Here is a 20,877-nt window from a genome sequence, read left to right as displayed (position 1 = left end):
GATTATTATGTAATAAACAAAATAGGAAATAAGTAGAAAGTATAATTAAATACATTTTTTCCAACTATAAATAGTGATACCCAGTAAAGGAGGCTCGATAATGACAGTTGGAAGCCAAGTAAAACAAACTATCGCAGGGTTAAAAAGTGCTCAGGCAAGCTTTGAACAATTTGCATTACAAACTGAAAATAAACAAGCAAAACAATTGTATGAAAATGCTGCACAGCAAACGATGGCAATATTGCAGAGTGTCGAACCAAGAGTTCAGCAAATGGAACAGGAAGAACCACAATACAAAGGGTTTTAGAATGATGAGGTTGGTTATTCACCAGCCTCTTATACCTCACATCAAGGAAATGGGTGGGACTATGAACAGCTATAAAAACATTATATGTTTTAGTTTAATCTGCTTATTAATTGGCTGTGGTACTGATTCAACATTGGAACCTTCTAGTGAAGAAAATACAAACATCGAACTAACAAAAATCTCCACGAACCATTCAATTAGTCAGGACACCACAAATCAAGCAAAAGAATCATTGCGTAAATATGAAGAAATAACATCCATCAAGGGCGTCAATACGGAAACAGATTTACTGATAGCGGTAGAAGTTCAGCATAATGAGCGATTTAAACTTGCGCAGATTAGAAAAGAATTAAAGCAAGAACTAGAAAAAACTTTTCCTGACATAAAGATTGAATTAACCACAGACAAAAAATTAATTTTAGAGCTTGACCAATTGGAAAAGGAAATTCAATCAGGCAATTATTCCAAAAAAAAGCTTGAAAAAGAATTAAAAAAACTAATTAAATTATCAAAAGAACAGACCTAATGAAAAGAGTGAAAGAAACATGGTAGATAAAAAGAAAAAGAATTTACCACCAGATGCTCAAGCTTATCAGAAGTTTCAGGAGCAACGGGAAGTAAAGCGACCCATTATTAAAAATTGCATCAAAGCATTTTTAGTTGGTGGATTTATTTGTTTTATCGGTCAAATCATTTCCACTTTATATATCTACTTCTTTAATTTCACAGAGCAAACTGTTGGTAACCCGACAGTTGCGACACTGATCTTTATTACAATGCTACTGACTGGTTTTGGTATATATGATCGAATCGGACAATTCGCAGGCGCCGGATCTGCTGTTCCTGTAACAGGCTTTGGTAATGCTGTTATCTCATCAGCTATCGAACATCGAACAGAAGGATTTATATTAGGGGTCGGTGCTAACATGTTGAAATTAGCTGGTCCGGTAATTGTCTATGGAGTATTTTCTGCTTTTGTCATTGCTCTAATCAAAACAATTTTAATAAAATGGGGTGGATTATAATGCTGGTTGGACATCAAACATGGAACTTCGAAAATAAACCTGTGATCATATCAACTGGCACAGTTGGAGGACCTTTTGAAGCAAAAGGAAACATTCCCAATGATTTTGATATACTCCATGATGATACTTGGCTTAAACAGGCATCCTTTGAAAAATCTCAACAAATGATGATGGAAGAAGCTTGTCAAATTGCTGTAAAAAAAAGTAGTATCGAAAAAGAACAGGTTGAGTTTTTTATAAGCGGGGATCTGGTAAATCAAATTACTCCAACCAGTTTTTCAGCTAAAACGATGGGACTTCCCTATCTTGGATTATTCAGTGCTTGTGCTACCTCCACCCAAGGTTTGGCATTAGCTGCTTTGATAATAAATGGAAATGGAGCTAATTACATTTTAAGTGGTACTTCAAGCCACAATTCAGCCGCCGAAAGGCAATTTCGTTACCCTACAGAATATGGAGGACAAAAACCACCAACAGCGCAATGGACGGTAACTGGAGCAGGCTGTGCACTTGTTGCCAAGCAAGGGGATGGACCTCGAATTACATCTGCTACTGTAGGGAAAATTGTAGATATGGGCATAACAGATCCGTTTAATATGGGGGGGGCAATGGCTCCAGCTGCTGTAAACACAATCGAAACTCATTTCAAGGAAAGAGATATTGATCCTTCGTATTATGATTTAATCATCACTGGCGATCTAGGACATATTGGCAGAGAAATATCATTGGATCTTCTCAGAGAACGTGGTCTAAATATAATGGAACAACAATATGTCGATTGTGGTTTAACCATTTATCGTGAGGGACAACCTGTTTTAGCCGGAGCAAGTGGACCTGCTTGTTCAGCAATAGTTACGTACGGTCATTTCTTGAATTTAATGAAAAATGGGGAGCTTAAACGAATACTTGTCGTTGCAACAGGGGCACTTCATTCTCCACTAAGCATTCAACAGAAAGACCCCATTCCATGTATTGCACATGCAGTTTCGTTAGAATCAGGAAGTGATTTATGATGATATTCTTTTGGGCATTTATTATAGGTGGAATAATTTGTGTCATGGGGCAAATTATGTTTGATGTATTCAAGCTAAGCCCGGCACACACATTAAGTATTTTGGTTGTTACCGGTGCAATTCTTGACGGTTTTGGATTATATGAGCCACTTATTGATTTTGCTGGTGCTGGAGCTACCGTACCCATAACGAGCTTTGGCAACTCTTTGGTACACGGTGCGATGGCAGAGGCGGAAAAACACGGCCTTGTTGGGGTAGTAACTGGAATGTTTGAAGTAACAAGTGCTGGTATATCAGCAGCAATAATATTTGGAGTTATTGGTGCATTAATTTTTAAACCAAAAGGATAGGAGTTTATCATATGACGGTGGGATCACAAGTTAAAAGCTGCTTTTCATCAGTTAAGAGCGTACAAGCAAGCCTTCAATTATTGGAAAACAAAACACAGGATCCGTTAGCAAAGGAGGCATTTGCTAATGTAGGGAAAATTATTGCTGAAGTTAAAAATGATCTGCAAAAACAAGTCATACAACTTTCAAAAGAAGAACCACAATATAAATAAGAATTGAAAGGAAATGTTGTTTATGCCAGAGTGGATTACAATTATTATAAGATCCTTTGCCCTGCTGATTGTATTATTTTTTTTAACAAAATGGCTCGGCAAAAAACAGATTTCACAATTAAATATTTTTGAATACATTTCTGGTATCGTTTTGGGTGGAATCGTAGCTATTCATACGATAGACATAAATTCAAATATTATCTACGGTTTAATCGCTATGTTCGTATGGTTTATTGTACCATTTACAGTAGAATTGATTTCACTTAAAAGCAAAAGCTTTCGAAATTTTACCCAAGGCAGAAGTACTGTATTTATTCAGGATGGTAAAATAATGGAGGATAACCTAAAAAAAGAAGGATATTCCACTGATGACTTACTAGAAAAACTGCGTGATAACAATATTTTTCTGGCATCTGATGTTGAATTTGCTGTGTTAGAACCTGCAGGTACATTAAGTGTATTACCTAAAAAGGAAAATCAGCCTCTTACTGCGAAGGATTTAGGATTAAAGCTTGCCCCGGAAAAGGAACCCCAAACTGTAATTATGGATGGAAAAGTATTACGTGAACCATTAGCCAATTTATCACTTAATATAAACTGGCTTGAAACAGAGCTGGACAAAATGAATATTAGTATTGAAAATGTTTTTTTGGGTCAAGCAGATCATAATGGGCAATTAACTGTTGATTTATATGATGATAAAATTGCAGTTCCGAATCCAACAGAAGTCCCTCTCCTTTTAGCAACAATGAAAAAATGCCAAGCAGATTTAGAATTATTTGCACTTGCAACAATGAACACGGAAGCTAAACAAATGTATCAGGCAAATAGCAAGCAAATGCAAAAGGCGATTGAAATGGTTCGTCCCTATTTAAAGAGTTGAAGCGTCTTTTCATACAAATCGAAGAAATTCTTGACTGGGACATGTGAACTTCTGCTGAAAAATCATGAACTTCTAGCCAATACATTGTGAACTTCAGCCGAAAAATTATGAACTTCTAGCCATTACCCTGTGAACTTCTGCCAAAACAAAAAAGCAAGCAGATCGTTCACCTGCTTTTCGTTAAAAATACTGACTATTCACCTTTCATTCGCAAAGCAATTTTTCCAAACTGCCTTCCTTTTTCTAGGTAATGTAATGCATCCTGTGCCATATCCAAAGAAAAGGTTCTATCAACAACAGGGTGCAACTTAAAATTACTTACATGGTTCAACATGTGGCGAAGCTCTTGCCTGCTCCCCATCGTTGAACCAAATAACTGATACTGGCCATAGAAAAATTTTCGTAAATCTAACTCAATAACATCATCTGTAGTTGCTCCAAATGTGACAAACCGTCCACCTTTTTTCAATACTTTCAGTGAACGATTAAAAGTAGCTTGTCCTACACTATCAATAACTAGATCTACCGTTTCCTCCGTTAGTTCATCAACCCAATTACTATTTGTATCCAAGACAATATCTGCTCCTAATTCTTTTGCCTGTTTTTGTTTTTCTTCATTCCGAGATGTCACAATCACTTTTGCTCCAACATCTTTGGCAAAAGATATCAGATATGTCGCTACACCGCTGCCTGCTCCTGGAATAAATACGGTCTCCCCTTTTTTCAATTGTCCTTTTGTAAATAATGCACGATATCCGGTTAACGCTGATAATGCCAGTACACCAGCTTCATCCCATGAAAGATGCTCCGGCTTTTTCTCAACCTGATCAGCAGAAAGGGCAATTTTTTCTGCAAAGGTTCCGTGATCAGGCATTCCTAAAATATCAAATCCCTTAGGTGGGGCATCACTATTCTCATGCCAACGAAGCGCAGGATTAATTATTACTTCATCACCGACTTGGAAATCAACCACACCTTCCCCTACAGCTTCAATTACACCGGCACCATCAGATCCGAGGATTAATGCTTCAGCCTTATCTCCCCTTCTATTCGGAATATACAGATCACGGCGATTTAAACCGGCTGTTTTAAGAGCAATCATAACTTCTCCTTCCCCAGCAACCGGATCCTCCATATTTGTCAGCTTCAATTGTGTACCTTCATGTACAAATGCTTTCATTGATTTCATCCTTTCTAGTAAAAATTGCTAAATACTTCTAACTGTTTTTTATTTGTAATATCATGTGAAAACAGTGGAACATATACTAAATTCTTATCTTTAAAATTCTCTTCAATCAAAGTCAGATACTGTTTTTCATATTCTTTACGCTGGAGCAAGAAGTCACCATCTGCATTTTCCGGCAATATTTTATTCACAATTAATGTTTTCACATGCAGATGATATTTATCAAGTAATTCAATTGCTTTTTTTGTTTCCAATATAGGCAAACGTTCTGGATTCAGCACAAATATAAATCCTGTTTCGCTATCATCAAGAAGTACATCTCTTGCCTTACGAAATCGTTCCTGCCGTTCTTTTAAAACATCATATATCGGATCCTCAATTGGTTCCCCATCATTTAACAGCTGTGTATAATTTTCATTTGTCTTTCTGCGTTTCTGAAGCATACCCTCAATCCAAATCCCCATTAATTCCGGTAAAGATAAGAGACGGATTGTATGACCTGTCGGTGCTGTATCAAATACAATCTTATCAAAGTTCTCTCTTTCCTCCAAAATAATCGAAATTAGTTTATCAAACAATGCTGCTTCATCAGCCCCTGGTGATGCTTTAGCAGTGTCGAGCTGGCGATGTACCTCTTCCATCATTCCTGAATGTACAACTCCCTTAATATTCTCTTTAACACCTTTAATATATTTATTTGTTTCAATCTCTGGATCAATCTCCAGTGCAAACAGATGATCAGTTAACTTTGCAGTCTTTCCCCCAATTGACTGATTAAAGATATCTCCCAAATTATGTGCTGGGTCTGTGGAAATAAGTAGTGTTTTATAGCCTGACTGCGCTGATTTCCAAGCAATTGCAGCAGCAGAAGTCGACTTACCTACGCCACCCTTTCCACCGACAAAAATAATTTTCTTATCTAACTCCTGCATGGCAAATCTCCCTTTCTCTATAGATCTAACAACATCGAATACCAGTCATAGGTGATTTCTCCATTCCCATCCGCAAATGCCAATCGTGAAACTTTTCAATCATATATGGATAAAGTTCAAGTGTATAATAATAGACTGGATTCGGGATTCCAATCATTTCGGAGTATAGCAGTAATAAAAACAAGTCATCTTCATTTCGTAATTCACGAGCAATTTCCTGTCGATGCGGCATGCTTAATACTTCTTCGTAAAATTGGATCAATGTTTTCAATTTATCCAGCATCATCCCACCTCCAATTATGTATTAAGGGATCAAGTTAATGATCCCCTTCATAAAAACTAATTTTCACCATCAATTGGGTCATCCATATTTTTCGTCAATGCCTGGAAGGCTGTTAAAATAATCCATACGGCAAAAACAAATGTAATCGCTCCAAGGACGAACAGAAGCATATTTGCACTTGTTCCAAACCATGACCACTCAAATATTACCTGCTGAAACATGGCAATTAATGTCATAAAAAGAACGAAAATCATTGGAATCAGTGCAATGGCGTAGTTTCTACCAAGTCGTTTCAGCCATATTGCTATAAGCAGCAGGCTAATTCCCGCCAGTAACTGATTTGCAGTTCCAAATAATGGCCACAATAGATAACCCCCGGAACCAAATCCTTTTGGACCTTCAGGCAAAAGAACAAGTGCAGCACTGGAGACAACTGCTATTGATGTAGCTACATGAGTTTTTGACAACGCTGGGACTTTGTATTCCATCCCTAATTCTGCAATAATATAACGCATTAATCGTACAGAAGTATCTAATGTAGTTGCCGCAAAACTGACGACGATGATAGATACAATGGTTGATGCAACTTCTGGTGGGATCATTAAACCAGATGCCAATTTACTTGCGCCTTCTACAAACACCCCAAGTCCTGCAGCATTCGATGCAGTAAAGCTACTATATATTGTTAAAAATTCATCCTTACTTGGGAAAAAAGTTATTACTGCAATAATAGCAATTAGAGCTAATATCCCTTCCCCAACCGCACCTAGATAACCAACAAAGCGTGCATCTGTTTCTTTATTCAATTGTTTGGAAGAAGTACCTGATGAAACCAATCCATGGAATCCGGAAATAGCACCACAGGCAATGGTTATAAATAATAATGGAAACCATGAGATATCCGTACCAGTATTTGTAATTGGAGCCGTTATCTCTGGATTTATAAATAAAAGACCAAGGTATAAAATTGCTAATCCCACCATCAACTGGTGTGAATTAATAAAATCACGTGGCTGTAATAGTTTCCATACTGGCAACGTTGATGCAATATAAACATAGATCATCAAAATAATAATCCAAATGAAAAATGCAGTTGCGATGGAACCTAACCCAAATAATCCCGCCCCGTCTTCTCCACCCATGTATTGTACAAGATCGATTTGCAAGAAATCAATTTTACTTGCCAACACTGCTATGAGATACATGACAGCAAGTGCAAGTAATGATGGTATAAGCATTTTCTTATTTTTCTTATAAACAGCATAGCCAATCCATATTGCAAGTGGAATCTGAATAAATACCGGTAAGACACTGGCTGGATAAGAAATGAATAAATTAGCAATTACCCACGCAAAAACTGCATTAACCATCAGAACTAGAATGAGAATGATAAACAAAAACAATACCTTGGCACGTTTTCCGATTAATCGATGAGCTAGTGTCCCCACCGATTGCCCTTTATTACGGACGGACAACACTAACGTTCCAAAATCATGGACCCCTGCAGCAAATACCGTACCTAAAATCACCCATAAAAATGCTGGCAGCCATCCCCAATATACTGCTATTGCCGGTCCTACTATTGGAGCAGCGCCTGCAACTGAAGTAAAATGATGTCCCCATAAAACAAATTTATTTGTTGGTACAAAATCTACGCCATCCTTATAACGATGTGCTGGAGTAACATAGCTTGGATCAAGCCGAAAAATCTTTTCTGCTACAAACTTTGAATAATAACGATAACCTAACGCAAAAACAATCATCCCAATGATAGCTACTAATATACTCGACAAACTCTCTACCTCCTTCTTTTTTGTTGTGATAAGTCAATTTAGGTTTTTCCCTGTAAGTTGCAGAATAAGAGACTTATCCCATTATATGCTATGTACAGGTTAATTACTTTAGTACAACTTTATATTAATTTAAAATTCACTGTTTGTAAAATAGTATGATTATTCCACTAACAAAAAACTACCACAAAGGTGTCGCACTATTTGTGGCAGTTTTGATTGGTTTATAATTCCTTCCCCATTCCGCGTAGAAATGATAATAACAGGGTAATACTACGATTTATATTCGGATCCTTGAGTGCTTTTATCATGCCCATATAAGAAGTCTCATCATCTTGATTCGTATATCTTGCTTCTTGCAATCCATGATTCAGCTTATCTGTGAAATAAACTAACTCGTCCACTTTCAACCGCCCAAGATATAAAAATAAGTCACTCAAATTTTCCAAAGTAGCAGAATAGTCTGGCTTATTTAGCTCTTGTACTATATTTTCCAGAGCTTCGCTTCTATGTTTTACAAGTGCATTAACTATATCTAGCGCACCACTCTCCTCAAGTGTGGACAAAAAGTCAATTCCATTCAAAATTGCTTCTTTATTTTCACTTACTTTCTTTACAACTTCTGCTAGATCATTTTCCTGTGTCAATTCTTCCGGGACTTTCATACGCTTTATTTTTGAAATTGATTCAGCCATCTTGTTTCACCTGATTTCCGGGAAAAATATAGTCTTCACGATCCCATTTCTTTTCCACGAGCACACCAATCTGAGGCTGACGGTTGCCTCTGCGATGATTATGAGTTGGTAAAGGACTTTTACCCTTCTTCTTGATCACGACCATTTTAACAGCTATTTCTTTGTAGGCAGGTGTGTTCGTATCTTTATCAACACTGTTATCTGTTAAATAATTTACAGCGGATTTACCAGTTGAATTAAGTGGCAAATAAAGCTCTTTTCCACTTACACGATCCGTAATATGAACCATACCAGTTGCTTCTCCTACTTCTGAAATCAATTTCACCTCAGCACCTTCTTTGATTCCTCTTTCTTCTGCCAGTTCTGGTGATATTTCAATAAAGGATGAAGGCATCTCCCTTAAAAGTCCAGGAGATTTAAATGTCATATTTCCTTCATGGAAGTGCTCCAGTACTCTGCCATTATTTACATGCAAATCATATTCATCATTTGTGTCATACATCAACTGATAGTCCAGTGGATATAATCTTGCCTTATTATCTTCAAAAGGAAAACCATCAGAATATAATAAAGGGGTATCTGTACCATCTTTTGTAACAGGCCATTGCAAGCTATTATAGCCTTCAAGTAAATCGTAGCTAACACCTGCAAATAACGGCGCAAGTGAAGCTGATTCATCCATAATTTCCGATGGATGATTGTAATGCCAATCATTTCCGAGCGCTTTTGCCAATTCCTGTAGAATAACCCAATCCGGCTTTGACTCTCCTACGGGTTCCAATGCTTTATATAACCTTTGAATTCGTCTTTCTGTATTTGTAAAGGTACCGTCCTTTTCCAGACTTGGAACTGCTGGTAAGATCACATCAGCATATTGCGCTGTGTGTGTTAGAAATAGATCCTGAACAACAAAGAAATCCAATTTTTCAAATGCTGCTGTAACATAATTAATATTCGCATCAACAATTCCTGTATCTTCTCCAATTACAAATAATGAATTTAATTCTCCCTCATGGATAGCTTTAATCATCTCATGGTTATCTTTGCCTGGTGTAGTCGGTAATTCTGTATTCCAAGCTTCTTCATAACGGTTCCTTACCTCTTCATCCGCTACCTCTTCATACCCTGGAAAAAAGTTCGGTATACTTCCAAAATCACTGCAGCCTTGCACATTGTTATGACCTCTTAATGGATATGCGCCAGTTCCGTTTCGCATATAATTACCGGTAATTAATAATAAGTTAGAGATGGCGGTGCTCGTGTCACTTCCAAGTTGATGCTGTGTTACTCCCATCGCCCAGCAGATTGCTAATTTTTCAACGTTTACAATCTCTTTAGCTATTTCAATTAATTCCACCTCAGAAATACCTGTCAGTTCTTCCGCATATTCTAAGGTGAATTTGTTTAAACTTTCCTTATATTCCTCAAAACCATTAACCCATTTATCAATGAAAACTCGATTTTCCCAGCCTTGATCAATAATATATTTTGTAACAGCAGAAAGCCAGACTAAATCCGTACCGCTTTTTGGCTGAACAAATCGATCAGCACGTTGTCCCATTTCATGCTTTCTAAGATCAAAAACAAATAATTTCTGTCCGAACAACTTTTGAGAGCGCTTTATTCTTGATGCCAGTACAGGATGAGATTCAGCTGTATTTGATCCAATTATAATAACCATTTCCGCCTCAGCAATATCATCAATCGAACCTGAATCTCCCCCATGCCCTACTGTCCGAAAAAGTCCCTTGGTTGCTGGTGACTGACAATATCGTGAACAATTATCCACATTGTTTGTTCCAATAATCTGTCTGGAAAATTTTTGCATTAAATACGATTCTTCATTAGTTGCTTTGGAAGAAGATATGAAGCCAAGTGCATCAGGACCTTTTTCTTTTTTAATTTCGTTAAAACGCTTTGCAACATGCGTTAGCGCTTCCTCCCATTCCACTTCAACAAAATAGTCATCTTTCCGAATTAACGGACGTGTTAACCGTTCTTGTGAATTCACATAATCCCAGCCAAACTTCCCTTTAACACAGGAAGAAATCCCATTTGCTGGCGAGTCTTTTTGAGGATCAACTTTTAAAATTTTGCGATCCTTCGTCCAGACATCAAATGTACATCCTACCCCACAATATGTACAAACGGTTTTTGTCTTTACAATTCTTTCTTCCCTCATGGCTGCTTCCGTATCTGAAATAGCAAATAAAGGACCATAACCCGATTCCGTTTTCTTCGTAAGATCAATCATTGAACGCAATAAACCTGGTGATTGATCCGTCATAAATCCTGCTTCACCCAGCATTGGCTTCTCCATTAGAGCATTACAGGGACAAACGGTCACACATTGTCCGCAGCTAACGCAGGACGACTGATCAATCGGAACATCATTATCCCAGATAACCCGAGGCTGATCACGCTCCCAATCGATTAAAAGGGTTTCATTAACCTGGACATCCTGACACACTTCAACACATCTTCCACATAGAATACATTGATCAGGATCATAGCGGTAAAATGACCCTGAATGATCTTCTTCATATGGTTTAGGTTGAAATGGACGTGATTGATGCTCCAACCCAAATTCAGCTATGGTATTATGAATTTCACAAGTTCCATTATTATAATCACAAACAGTGCAATATAATTCATGATTTTCCAAAATACGATCAAGTGCTTCTTTTTGTGCTTTCTTTGATGTCTCAATAACCGTGTTTACTTCCATTGCAGTGGTGATTTGCATCCCACATGCCCGTACAATCTCTCCATCTACTTCTACCATACAAGTATCACATGTTTGCACAGGACCGAGTGATTCGTTAAAACAGATTTGTGGAACAAATTGATCTGTTGTGTTAATTAAATCCAGCAGATTCTGGCCAGGTTCAGCTAAATATTCCGAACCGTTAATTGTTACAACGATATGTTCTTGCATTTTTACTCCTCCCCTTTTATTTAATGGACTTTATTATCTATATGTACAATCCCCGTAAATAACCATTTCGAAACCTGAATTATTATAATTATTTGAATAAACACCAAAAAAGACATCCCGAATATTGTAGAATGTCTTTTCATTTTAATACGTTAATAAAGCTTACCCTGACGATATAATATGGTTGATATTTTCATAACCGAATGTATATAACAATTTTGCCTTAAAGGAAAATGGTCACCAAAGTATTGTGGCAATACAATATCAAATGTTTCCTGCATTTTATTGAAAAGCCTTCTAAAAACTTCCTCTTCGGAATAAAATTGTGTTTCTCTTCCCTGCAGCCATTCAAAGTAAGAAACAATTACGCCACCCGCATTTGCTAAAATATCTGGAATGATTACTTTTCCCTTATCATTTAAATAACTATCAGCCTCACCTGTAATCGGTGCATTTGCCCCTTCTACAATAATTGGAGCTTTAATATCTTCCTTATTATCTTTATGAACCTGATTCCCTAATGCAACTAAAAATAAAACATCAACATCCAGACTCAGTACTTCCGATCGATCCTTGACGACAGCCTTTATACCTGCTTCTTTTAATTGTGTATCATCAACAGGTAAATCTCCTTTGTTTTTGGCAGTAAATTTAGCTAATTCCGGTATATCAAGTCCGTCTGAATTGTAAAGAGTTACATTACGGTCACTTACTGCTACGATTTTGTTATTTAGATTATTACATTGATAAGCCTCTAGAGCAGCTGCAGACCCCACATTCCCAAAGCCCTGAAAAGCCAATGTTAATGATTTATCATAATGAGCTAAAGCAGTTTTCGCAAAAGTATTCTTTCGTTCTGACAGCCATTCATGCTGCTGCTTAATAAAATCATGCATTAAATAACGGAATGTAAAGTAAACACCTTTTCCTGTTGCTTCTTTTCTACCTAAAGACCCACCATTTTCGACGCTTTTTCCTGTAAAGCTTCCCCGATAATTCTTCCCTGGATGAATGCTTTTATACTCTCCCATCATCCAGTCCATTTCCCTTGCACTTGTTCCGACATCTGGTGCTGGAATATCCTTATCTGGACCAATGATTTGACTAAAATACTGAACATATTTCCTACAAATTAAATTAAGATCCTTCACTTCATAATCTCTTGGATTGATGACAACTCCACCTTTTCCACCACCAAATGGGACATCATGCAACGCATTTTTAAGTGTCATTAATGCTGCCAAGTTAATTACTTCCCCTTCATTAACCGATTCATGAAAGCGAATTCCCCCCTTGTATGGGCCCAAAATATTGTTATGCTGTACACGAAAAGCTGGAATCCGCACAACATTTCCATTTTCCAATGCTACTCGCAAAAATGATTTATTCACGTGGTTAGGTGTGGAAAGAATCGAAATCAGTGATGTAAATGCCTTTTCCCTTAAAGAACCCTGTAATTCGGGCAGAAATGCTTCATCATCCAATAATGCATTTAATGATTTTTCAACAATTAATCCTGTTTGATTTACCATGTAGTACTACCTCCATCTGCGACTAAAATTGATCTACTATAAAGTGTAACAAAAGAAAAATAAAGTGACCAATGAAAACGCTTTAATCAAACTCAAAAAATGACTGAAGACTTCGTTTTCAATTATTGATTTTTTTATTTTGAGTTATTTCTTAAAGCAGGAATACAGCTGCAAGTGTGGCTAAGACAAGCCCGATAATAACAGGTATAAAGTTTTTTCGAACTAACTCCATAACGGATACACCACAAAATCCTGCAATAGCGATAAGTGAAGACCATGCAACAATCGTTCCTCCACCTGTCCAGATTGACCCCATTTGCCCAATTGCTGCTAAGGTACCTGCATCAATAGAGCTGTTTTCCAGCGATGCTGCTATTGCCCCAGTTAGAGGGAGACCTGAAAAACCAGAACCGTCTAGTCCAGTTATTATTCCAATTACTAACACACTTAATGCAGCCAATAATGCGCTTTGTGGCAAAAATTCCTGTGTAGATTGTACAAGATCAAATAACAAGGCAGGCATATTTTCTTCCACCCCTAAAATATTCCCGGAAAAATCCGAGCTTCCTAAAAAGAAGAACCCAGCAATTGGTATGACCGGTCCCATCGCTTTAAAAGCAAATACAAATCCATCTGTTATATGATTACTGATATAATCAAGGGCATGCTGTTTTCCAAAAGCTACTGTAGACAATAATAGTAGAATAACAGCAACACCACCGACAAATGCAGCACCATCTCCACCTTCAAATCCACTCATTCTTCCTGATAAAAGCTTTTCGTACACCATGTAAATTACAACTGCCAATAACGCTAAAGGAACAACAACAGCAAATAATTTACTCCACTTAGACAAATTCTTAGTATATGCTGTATTAGCTGATTCCGTGGTGGATTGCATGTTTTGTAAGTCCTTTTCATTTAATTTATCATAGTTGGAACGAATCGATTTTCGGTACATGAAATATGCTAAAAGAATCGCAACTCCACCAGCAATTAATGATAAAACAAGTGCCTTATCTGCAACCAAGGCTGTATCAATCCCAGCTGATACAGCAGATAAGCTTGGGGCTACCTGGACTATATAATCGGAGGACAGTGCCATCCCCTGACCGGCAAGAGCGATCGCAACTGCTGCTGTCATTACTGGCAACCCTGACCTTACTGCCGCAGGAACAAGTAATGCACATATCAATGGAACAGCAGGAGTCGGCCAAAAGAATAATGAAATTACATAGGTTACTCCAACTAAAACAAAGTATGATACATGGCCATTGACCATCATTTTTTGAATTGGCTGTATCATTCTTCGATCTGCCCCTAAATCTCGCAATGAATGCAGTAGTGCCAACATAAAAGTAATAATTAAAAAGATACTGAAAAGCTCTTTTGCAGCCACCAAATTGGCATTAAATATACCTGTAAATCCATCAATTAGACTGCCCTTATAAACCCAGGCAATTACAAATGTGCCGAGTAACGAAGGCAATACTACCCCTTTACGAAAAATCATCGTACCAATAATTATTAGTGTGAATAGCCCATATAACCAATGGGATAACGTAAGCTCCATTTCAGCTCTTCCTCTCCTGATGAATAGTGCTATAGCCTATGCAAAGGAGAAAAGAAACGCTACTGGTCAATGTTAATAAATCTATGTTTAACCGTTACAAAAATGGGAATATATTTGTAATATGCGAAGGAGATCATTTGAATCATTTATTAGAGAATATTTATCTGATGAACAACTGAAAAACTGATGTACGTATATTGAAAGATAAAGGTGTAAACAAAGATGATGTTTATATTCTGTCACATAAGAATGGTAGAACAAACCGATTATTTAATTTTATAGTACGCTAAACAGTTAAAAAGGATAATCCTTTTATAGTAATAGATTATCCTTTATCCTCCTTGATTATCTAATTCTTATTTTTGATCTCTTTATCTGCACATTCATTACAGAGCAGCTTGCCGTTTTCATGTACCCCATCAAAAAAGCCATTTTCACAATAAACATTTTTCCCACATGATATACATTTACCTATTAATTCACGCAAATAAAATCATCTCCCAAAATAGTAAAAGGTAATCTCTGTATCTATGAGATTACCTTAATGTGAGCAGATTTTCAATTGGTTAAACGGTGTTTAGCAAAGCTCTTGGCTGTTTATAAAATAAAAAATACACAATAACTCCACTGATTAGGAATCCTGGCAACATGTAAGAACCATTATAAATCAAAGAATATATCCAAACAGGCTGTCCTTCAGGTGCATATTCACCAAAGAATACAATCCCCCCCGTGAAATGGGCCAAAAACCGCAACCCCGACCCAAGCAATGTTCCTAAAAGAATATAAGAGAGACTCACAATCGCCTTTTCCTCCTTAATAGCATTCTGTATTGGTTTCGCAAAAATCCCCGCCAGTCCCAGCACAGAGAATGCGACGATATAATCCAAAAATCCTTGTAAAGGTGTGAATATCGCCGGTCCGAATAACAACTGTAATCCCCCCCAGAGGAGTCCAGCCAGAATACCGCCCTTCACTCCCCAGCGAAATGCCACAATAAATATTGGTATCATTGCAAACGATACAGAGCCACCTTGGGCCCATACTTTAAATGATAAAAACGGCAGAATATCAAGGAGTAATGCCATTGCTGCAAATATCGCCACTTCAATTAAAAACAATGTACGTTTCGATCTCATAAGAATTTCTTCCCCTTTCTAAAGCTAATTTCTGATTTTTTTAAAACACAAAAAAAGCAATGCCAAGGGGAAGATTTCCTGATGGGGAGAATCCGCTCACATTACTTTTATCCATCAAAAAAACCACCATCCCTACGCTAGTACTAACTAACAGGTTCAAAGGGTAAGAACAAAATGTTCACTCTCAGCCAAATGGCTCCCCCTGAAGGCTTTTATCATTATGCTTTTATTGTTACTTATATTATAACGTATTTTTCAAATAATAACAAATTTACTAAAGGGATAGAAATTCTTCAACATCCTCAACACATAATTGAATTGCATTTTCCCAAAAGTCTGTTTTTGTTACATCGACATTCAAATGCTTTTCAGCTAATTCCTCCACATTCATTCTGCCGGTATCACGTAACAATGCAATATAGTCGTCCTCGAAGCTACCGCCTTTTTTCTTGGCATATGCGTAGATACCAAGACTGAACAAATATCCGAATGTATAGGGGAAATTATAAAACGGTGTTCCGGTAATATGAAAATGTAGCTTGGAAGCCCAGAAGTTCGGATCATAATTCTCAACTGCACCACTATATGCCTCTTTCTGTGCCGCTATCATTAGTTCATTCAGACGATTTACCGAAACCAAACCTTGTTTTCTCTCTTCATAAAAGTTATTTTCAAAAATAAAGCGTGCATGGATATTCATGAAAAATGCGATACTGCGCTGTATTTTATCTTCCAGTAGTGCTAATTTTTCTTCTTTGTTTTGTGCATTTTTTACAGAGGCATCCGCAACAATCATTTCTGCAAATGTGGATGCAGTTTCTGCTACATTCATCGCATATCCTTGATTTAAACCATTAACATCATTCATCACATGCTGATGATATGCATGACCCAGTTCATGGGCAAGCGTCGAGATATTGGATGAGGTACCAGAATAAGTCATGAAAATTCGTGTTTGTTCACTGTCTGGAAAACTTGTACAAAATCCTCCTGGTCGCTTACCAGGTCGATCTTCTGCTTCAATCCATCTTTTTTCAAATGCAGCTTGAGCAAAGTCTGCCATCTTTGGACTGAACTCACGGAAATGATCAACTATAAAGTCTGCTCCTTCTGTGTAGCTGGAAGTTTTTACTGTGTCTGATAATGGTGCACCAATATCGTACATACTTAATTTTTCTAACCCTAATAAATCAGCTTTTTTCTCTAAATATGCCACGAAATGTTTTTTATTATTTGTTATCGCTGTCCACATGGCATCCAGCGTCTCCTGCTTCATTCGATTAATAGCCAGTGGTTCTTTTAATACATTTTCCCAGTTTCGATGTTTATACTTTTGCAATCGGAAACCTGCCAGATGGTTTAACGTTTGACCAATTAAATCAGATTGTCCTCTCCAGGCTTTGCCCAACTGCTCATACACATGCTTACGTACAGCACGATTTGGATTACTTAATTTATTGGAAGCCTGTCCAACAGAATAGGAATTAACCTTTCCATCCTCTTCTATTTCCACACTCATATTTCCAACTATTGTGTCATACATTTGACTCCAGCCATGATAACCATCAACTGCAAGATCATTCATTAACACTTCCTGTTCCACTGCTAATTGTTCTTTTGCTCTTTCTCTATTTTCATTTAATACAAATGCTAATTCCTTCAGATCCGGATGTTTTAAAAGTCCTTTCCATGCTCGGTCATCAATTACAGCAAGCTTTTGCTCAAAAATTGTTCGGATCTCGTCCATTTCTGCCTTTAACGCACTTCTCTTACCTACTAACAAACTGGCTTTTTCGTCTTTTACATTTTGTGCGCTTAAGCAGCTTACGAATGCAAATGCTTCACGCAATTTTTTCGTTGTATCTTCAAGTTGTTTGACAATCTCAATTAATTTTTCTTCTAGTTCCTGATCTGAGTTTAAACTGTTAACTGCTGTTAAAAGCTCTTCCATATCATTCTGTATGTTAGTTACATATGTATGAAATTGTTCAGATTCACTTCCACCGGGGAAAATCACCTGTAAATCCCAAGTTGGATTATACGTTTGTTGCATAAAATCGCTCCTTAAAAATATGGATTATTTTTTTACCCTATTTTTCTATTATAACGAAATATTAGAATCTTAGCACCAGAAACAGTTTATTTTAAAAGAAAACGTATTGAAAAGTGGTTAAATTTAATATACAAGGGCATTTTAAATACGAAGTGTAAAAACACTTGACATTTTGAATTCAAGACAATATACTTAGTAACATAAAGTAAGTAACATATTTAATATAACTTTTGGAGGGATTACAATGGCAAAAACAACTTGGAAAGTAGACACAGTTCATAGTGAAGTAGGATTTTCTGTTAAGCATATGATGATTTCTAAAGCGAAAGGTATATTTGAGGATTTTGATGCTGTAATTGAAGCAGATCCTGAAGACCTAACAGATTCAAAAATTGAAGTTTCAATTGATGCGGCAAGTGTTAATACACGAAACGAAGACCGTGATAACCACTTGCGTTCAGCTGATTTCTTTGATGCTGAAAATCATCCAAAAATCACATTTGTTGCTACGGACATTAAGAAGAAATCAGACAGCAACTATGATGTAACAGGTGACCTAACCATTCGCGGAACAACTAAACCAGTTACAATTGACGTTGATTACGAAGGACAAAGCAAAGACCCAATGGGTGGTAGTACAGTAGCTGGATTCAGCGGTAAAACTAAAATAAACCGAAAAGAATTTGGCTTGACTTGGAATGCTGCTGTTGAAACCGGTGGAGTTCTCGTAGGTGAAGACGTATCAATCAACTTTGAATTAGAAGTACACAAAGAAGGTTAATAAAAATAATGATGGGGTAGCATTTTCTGAATGAAAATGCTACCCCATTTTTTATTGAATTGGCTTTGATAGTTAACTTCGAACTACCTTTTAACATAAAAAAGTCCCAGTAATAGATTTAGAGAAGGGATCTCATTCCAGGACTTTTTTAAATACATTTATGCTCTTTTCTTCATCAACCACAAGAAATAAGGAGCTCCAATTATCGCAACAAGAATACCTGTTGGAATCTCATTTGGCGCAAGCAAGGTTCGACTAAACACATCTGCAATCAGCAATAACAATCCTCCAATAAATAGGGTAACAGGTAATAATCGTTGATTAGCTGGTCCAACGAGCAACCGGGAAAAATGTGGTGCGATTAACCCCACAAAGCCAATTGCACCAACAGCGGCTACACTAAACGCCGCCAGAACTGTTGCCAGAAACGCTAATTGAAAACGTGTAGACATTACTCTAACCCCTAAGCCCCGTGCTGTGTCATCACCTAAAGACAACGTATCCAAAATTCGAATCTTCATAAATAGGATTGGAAAAAGAATAATGGCTGGCCATATTAGATAATTAAACAACTCGGACCATCCCTTGGCGTAAGTAGTTCCAGACAACCATGTTAATGCTGAAGCAACGCCCATATCTGCTTGTACAACCAAAATCTGAATAATTGCTGATCCAAATGCAGATACACCTATACCTAACAAGGCTAATATTGTCGGTTGAAAAGCTGCCCGGATTGCCAGCATCATAACCATAATAAAGAAAACAAAGGAACCAATCATTGCACCAACCGGTATCCATATAGCGGATACCCCAAATACATACATCGTTAATAGAGCACCTACTCCAGCCCCAGAAGTAATTCCAATTACTGATGGATCAGCTAGTGGGTTACGCAAAACTCCCTGAAAAATCAATCCACTAACTGCCAGCACCATTCCACTGAATAAAGCCACAAGTGCACGTGGTAATCGAAGATCAAGAATTAAATTTCTCATAAATTCATCAGTTTCTCCAAATAGTGCCTGAAAGGTTATAATTGGTTCAAACCCATCATTTCCAGAAGCTAAACTGATAGCCAACACAGCAAGAGTAGCTAACATTAAAACCGGCAATATAACTTTGAGCGACAATCCTGTCTTAACTTTTCCAGCTAGAATAGATGAATTTTCTTCCCCATATTTTGTTTTTTTCATGCGAAGTACTAAATATATTAACCATGGTGCACCAATTAATGCCGTTATTGCCCCAACCGGAAGCTCTGAAAACGACGGATCAATCACTCGGGCTAATATGTCTGCAAGCAATAGTACATTGCCTCCCCAAAGGAACGATGCAATCACTAATGGCAAATGTTTTCGATACCCGATTAATTTAATAATATGTGGAGCAACTAAACCAACAAAACCAATTGGTCCAACAACACTTACTGTAACAGACGTTAATAAAACTGCTGCAATAATGGAAACAAACTTTACACGATTAACATGCTGGCCAAGTGCTGTTGCAACATCATCACCCAATGTCAATGTATCCAATTTAAATGTCATAAACAATACTACAACCATAGAAATAAGAACAAAGGGAAACGAAAAATTCACACCACTCCAATCGTTTTGTACCAGTGTACCTGAACCCCATAAGAAAATACCGGCAGTCTCATTCTCATAAAATATTTGCAAGACACTTGTCAAAGATGAAAATAAGAAAGTGACAATCATTCCAGCTAACACCATTCGAACAGGGGTTGCCTTATTTCCCCCTGAAAGTATAAATACAATGAAAAATGTGAAAATGCCACCTAAGAAAGCTGCAATTATTCCATTGCCAAGTAAAGCAGCAGGAAAAAACACCGTACTAATAACAACTGCAAAGTAAGTACCCGAATGGATACCTAAAGTACTTGCTGAAGCTAACGGATTTTTTGTAGTGGTTTGTAAAATAACACCAGCAACCGCCAGTGCCCCACCTGCAATTATCCCCATCACTGCTCTAGGCAATCTTAAAATTCGAACCGTATGGTGCTCCAATGTATCTTTCGGAGCAAAAATGGCATCGATAACTGACCCAACTGAAATCGATACACTGCCCTGATTAATATGAATAAATGTTAAAAGACATAAAAGGGCGGCTCCACCACCGAAGGTAAGAACCGCGACCATTGATTTTTTTAAAGTTTGATCCATCA

Annotated in this window: 20 protein-coding genes and 1 riboswitch; of the genes, 8 read left to right on the top strand and 12 right to left on the bottom strand. The window is 37.3% G+C overall.

Annotated features, from left to right (window positions below; translation table 11 throughout):
- Positions 1-100: 100 nt before the first annotated feature.
- The 7 genes from AC6HVZ_RS00810 to AC6HVZ_RS00780 all read left to right on the top strand — a co-directional run bounded on the left by AC6HVZ_RS00810 (position 101) and on the right by AC6HVZ_RS00780 (position 3,790).
- A complete protein-coding gene (locus AC6HVZ_RS00810) occupies positions 101-307 on the top strand; it encodes a DUF1657 domain-containing protein (RefSeq protein ID WP_094884108.1) in 207 nt (68 codons plus the stop codon).
- A gap of 61 nt (positions 308-368) precedes the next feature.
- Positions 369-833: a hypothetical protein gene (locus AC6HVZ_RS00805; protein ID WP_497556222.1), complete on the top strand. Its 465-nt coding sequence runs from the start codon at positions 369-371 to the stop codon at positions 831-833.
- A gap of 19 nt (positions 834-852) precedes the next feature.
- Positions 853-1,332 carry a stage V sporulation protein AC gene (gene spoVAC, locus AC6HVZ_RS00800; RefSeq protein ID WP_497556221.1) on the top strand — a complete coding sequence of 160 codons (480 nt, stop codon included), beginning with the start codon at positions 853-855 and terminating at the stop codon, positions 1,330-1,332.
- Positions 1,332-2,345, top strand: coding sequence for a stage V sporulation protein AD (spoVAD, locus tag AC6HVZ_RS00795; RefSeq protein WP_497556220.1), 1,014 nt, complete (start codon positions 1,332-1,334; stop codon positions 2,343-2,345). The genes spoVAC and spoVAD overlap by 1 nt, the downstream gene beginning before the upstream one ends.
- Positions 2,345-2,695, top strand: a complete 351-nt coding sequence (gene spoVAE, locus AC6HVZ_RS00790; RefSeq protein ID WP_497556219.1) for a stage V sporulation protein AE — start codon at positions 2,345-2,347, stop codon at positions 2,693-2,695. The genes spoVAD and spoVAE overlap by 1 nt, the downstream gene beginning before the upstream one ends.
- A gap of 11 nt (positions 2,696-2,706) precedes the next feature.
- Positions 2,707-2,907 carry a DUF1657 domain-containing protein gene (locus tag AC6HVZ_RS00785; RefSeq protein WP_497556218.1) on the top strand — a complete coding sequence of 67 codons (201 nt, stop codon included), beginning with the start codon at positions 2,707-2,709 and terminating at the stop codon, positions 2,905-2,907.
- Positions 2,908-2,929: 22 nt separating this feature from the next.
- Entirely contained in the window at positions 2,930-3,790 is an 861-nt protein-coding gene (locus AC6HVZ_RS00780; RefSeq protein WP_497556217.1) for a DUF421 domain-containing protein, read from the top strand.
- Between the two features lie 193 nt (positions 3,791-3,983).
- Here the strand turns inward: AC6HVZ_RS00780 and AC6HVZ_RS00775 are convergent, their stop codons facing one another.
- The 11 genes from AC6HVZ_RS00775 to AC6HVZ_RS00725 all read right to left on the bottom strand — a co-directional run bounded on the left by AC6HVZ_RS00775 (position 3,984) and on the right by AC6HVZ_RS00725 (position 17,911).
- Entirely contained in the window at positions 3,984-4,970 is a 987-nt protein-coding gene (locus AC6HVZ_RS00775; RefSeq protein WP_497556216.1) for a zinc-binding dehydrogenase, read from the bottom strand.
- 14 nt (positions 4,971-4,984) lie between these two features.
- A complete protein-coding gene (locus AC6HVZ_RS00770; RefSeq protein WP_497556215.1) occupies positions 4,985-5,908 on the bottom strand; it encodes an ArsA family ATPase in 924 nt (307 codons plus the stop codon).
- A gap of 25 nt (positions 5,909-5,933) precedes the next feature.
- Positions 5,934-6,191 carry a cory-CC-star protein gene (locus AC6HVZ_RS00765; protein ID WP_497556214.1) on the bottom strand — a complete coding sequence of 86 codons (258 nt, stop codon included), beginning with the start codon at positions 6,189-6,191 and terminating at the stop codon, positions 5,934-5,936.
- A 56-nt stretch (positions 6,192-6,247) separates the two neighbouring features.
- Entirely contained in the window at positions 6,248-7,984 is a 1,737-nt protein-coding gene (locus AC6HVZ_RS00760; RefSeq protein ID WP_497556213.1) for a carbon starvation CstA family protein, read from the bottom strand.
- A gap of 221 nt (positions 7,985-8,205) precedes the next feature.
- Entirely contained in the window at positions 8,206-8,676 is a 471-nt protein-coding gene (locus AC6HVZ_RS00755; protein ID WP_497556212.1) for a helical membrane plugin domain-containing protein, read from the bottom strand.
- Entirely contained in the window at positions 8,669-11,614 is a 2,946-nt protein-coding gene (fdhF, locus tag AC6HVZ_RS00750) for a formate dehydrogenase subunit alpha (protein WP_497556211.1), read from the bottom strand. The genes AC6HVZ_RS00755 and fdhF overlap by 8 nt, the downstream gene beginning before the upstream one ends.
- Positions 11,615-11,766: 152 nt before the next feature.
- Positions 11,767-13,146 carry a Glu/Leu/Phe/Val family dehydrogenase gene (locus tag AC6HVZ_RS00745; RefSeq protein ID WP_497556210.1) on the bottom strand — a complete coding sequence of 460 codons (1,380 nt, stop codon included), beginning with the start codon at positions 13,144-13,146 and terminating at the stop codon, positions 11,767-11,769.
- Between the two features lie 151 nt (positions 13,147-13,297).
- Positions 13,298-14,719, bottom strand: coding sequence for a hypothetical protein (locus tag AC6HVZ_RS00740; RefSeq protein ID WP_497556209.1), 1,422 nt, complete (start codon positions 14,717-14,719; stop codon positions 13,298-13,300).
- A 349-nt stretch (positions 14,720-15,068) separates the two neighbouring features.
- Positions 15,069-15,206 (bottom strand): hypothetical protein, encoded by a 138-nt coding sequence (locus tag AC6HVZ_RS00735; protein ID WP_497556208.1) that lies wholly within the window; start codon positions 15,204-15,206, stop codon positions 15,069-15,071.
- A 79-nt stretch (positions 15,207-15,285) separates the two neighbouring features.
- Positions 15,286-15,858 (bottom strand): energy-coupled thiamine transporter ThiT, encoded by a 573-nt coding sequence (gene thiT, locus AC6HVZ_RS00730; protein ID WP_497556207.1) that lies wholly within the window; start codon positions 15,856-15,858, stop codon positions 15,286-15,288.
- 112 nt (positions 15,859-15,970) lie between these two features.
- A riboswitch (TPP riboswitch) is annotated at positions 15,971-16,071 on the bottom strand.
- A 61-nt stretch (positions 16,072-16,132) separates the two neighbouring features.
- Positions 16,133-17,911, bottom strand: coding sequence for a M3 family oligoendopeptidase (locus tag AC6HVZ_RS00725; protein ID WP_497556206.1), 1,779 nt, complete (start codon positions 17,909-17,911; stop codon positions 16,133-16,135).
- A 244-nt stretch (positions 17,912-18,155) separates the two neighbouring features.
- Between AC6HVZ_RS00725 and AC6HVZ_RS00720 the strand changes: the two genes are divergently transcribed.
- Positions 18,156-18,692 (top strand): YceI family protein, encoded by a 537-nt coding sequence (locus AC6HVZ_RS00720; RefSeq protein ID WP_497556205.1) that lies wholly within the window; start codon positions 18,156-18,158, stop codon positions 18,690-18,692.
- A 158-nt stretch (positions 18,693-18,850) separates the two neighbouring features.
- Here AC6HVZ_RS00720 and AC6HVZ_RS00715 read toward each other — a convergent pair whose 3' ends face one another.
- Positions 18,851-20,875 carry an iron ABC transporter permease gene (locus AC6HVZ_RS00715; protein ID WP_497556204.1) on the bottom strand — a complete coding sequence of 675 codons (2,025 nt, stop codon included), beginning with the start codon at positions 20,873-20,875 and terminating at the stop codon, positions 18,851-18,853.
- Positions 20,876-20,877: the final 2 nt, after the last annotated feature.

It is taken from the genome of Oceanobacillus sp. NCCP-135 (genome assembly GCF_059698015.1).
This window is presented reverse-complemented; position numbering and strand designations above follow the sequence as displayed.

Coding starts and splice junctions, on each gene's coding strand:
- AC6HVZ_RS00810 (WP_094884108.1), top strand. CDS start 101: ATGACAGTTGGAAGCCAAGTAAAACAAACTATCGCAGGGTTAAAAAGT.
- AC6HVZ_RS00805 (WP_497556222.1), top strand. CDS start 369: ATGAACAGCTATAAAAACATTATATGTTTTAGTTTAATCTGCTTATTA.
- spoVAC (WP_497556221.1), top strand. CDS start 853: ATGGTAGATAAAAAGAAAAAGAATTTACCACCAGATGCTCAAGCTTAT.
- spoVAD (WP_497556220.1), top strand. CDS start 1,332: ATGCTGGTTGGACATCAAACATGGAACTTCGAAAATAAACCTGTGATC.
- spoVAE (WP_497556219.1), top strand. CDS start 2,345: ATGATATTCTTTTGGGCATTTATTATAGGTGGAATAATTTGTGTCATG.
- AC6HVZ_RS00785 (WP_497556218.1), top strand. CDS start 2,707: ATGACGGTGGGATCACAAGTTAAAAGCTGCTTTTCATCAGTTAAGAGC.
- AC6HVZ_RS00780 (WP_497556217.1), top strand. CDS start 2,930: ATGCCAGAGTGGATTACAATTATTATAAGATCCTTTGCCCTGCTGATT.
- AC6HVZ_RS00775 (WP_497556216.1), bottom strand. CDS start 4,970: ATGAAAGCATTTGTACATGAAGGTACACAATTGAAGCTGACAAATATG.
- AC6HVZ_RS00770 (WP_497556215.1), bottom strand. CDS start 5,908: ATGCAGGAGTTAGATAAGAAAATTATTTTTGTCGGTGGAAAGGGTGGC.
- AC6HVZ_RS00765 (WP_497556214.1), bottom strand. CDS start 6,191: ATGCTGGATAAATTGAAAACATTGATCCAATTTTACGAAGAAGTATTA.
- AC6HVZ_RS00755 (WP_497556212.1), bottom strand. CDS start 8,676: ATGGCTGAATCAATTTCAAAAATAAAGCGTATGAAAGTCCCGGAAGAA.
- fdhF (WP_497556211.1), bottom strand. CDS start 11,614: ATGCAAGAACATATCGTTGTAACAATTAACGGTTCGGAATATTTAGCT.
- AC6HVZ_RS00745 (WP_497556210.1), bottom strand. CDS start 13,146: ATGGTAAATCAAACAGGATTAATTGTTGAAAAATCATTAAATGCATTA.
- AC6HVZ_RS00740 (WP_497556209.1), bottom strand. CDS start 14,719: ATGGAGCTTACGTTATCCCATTGGTTATATGGGCTATTCACACTAATA.
- thiT (WP_497556207.1), bottom strand. CDS start 15,858: ATGAGATCGAAACGTACATTGTTTTTAATTGAAGTGGCGATATTTGCA.
- AC6HVZ_RS00725 (WP_497556206.1), bottom strand. CDS start 17,911: ATGCAACAAACGTATAATCCAACTTGGGATTTACAGGTGATTTTCCCC.
- AC6HVZ_RS00720 (WP_497556205.1), top strand. CDS start 18,156: ATGGCAAAAACAACTTGGAAAGTAGACACAGTTCATAGTGAAGTAGGA.
- AC6HVZ_RS00715 (WP_497556204.1), bottom strand. CDS start 20,875: ATGGATCAAACTTTAAAAAAATCAATGGTCGCGGTTCTTACCTTCGGT.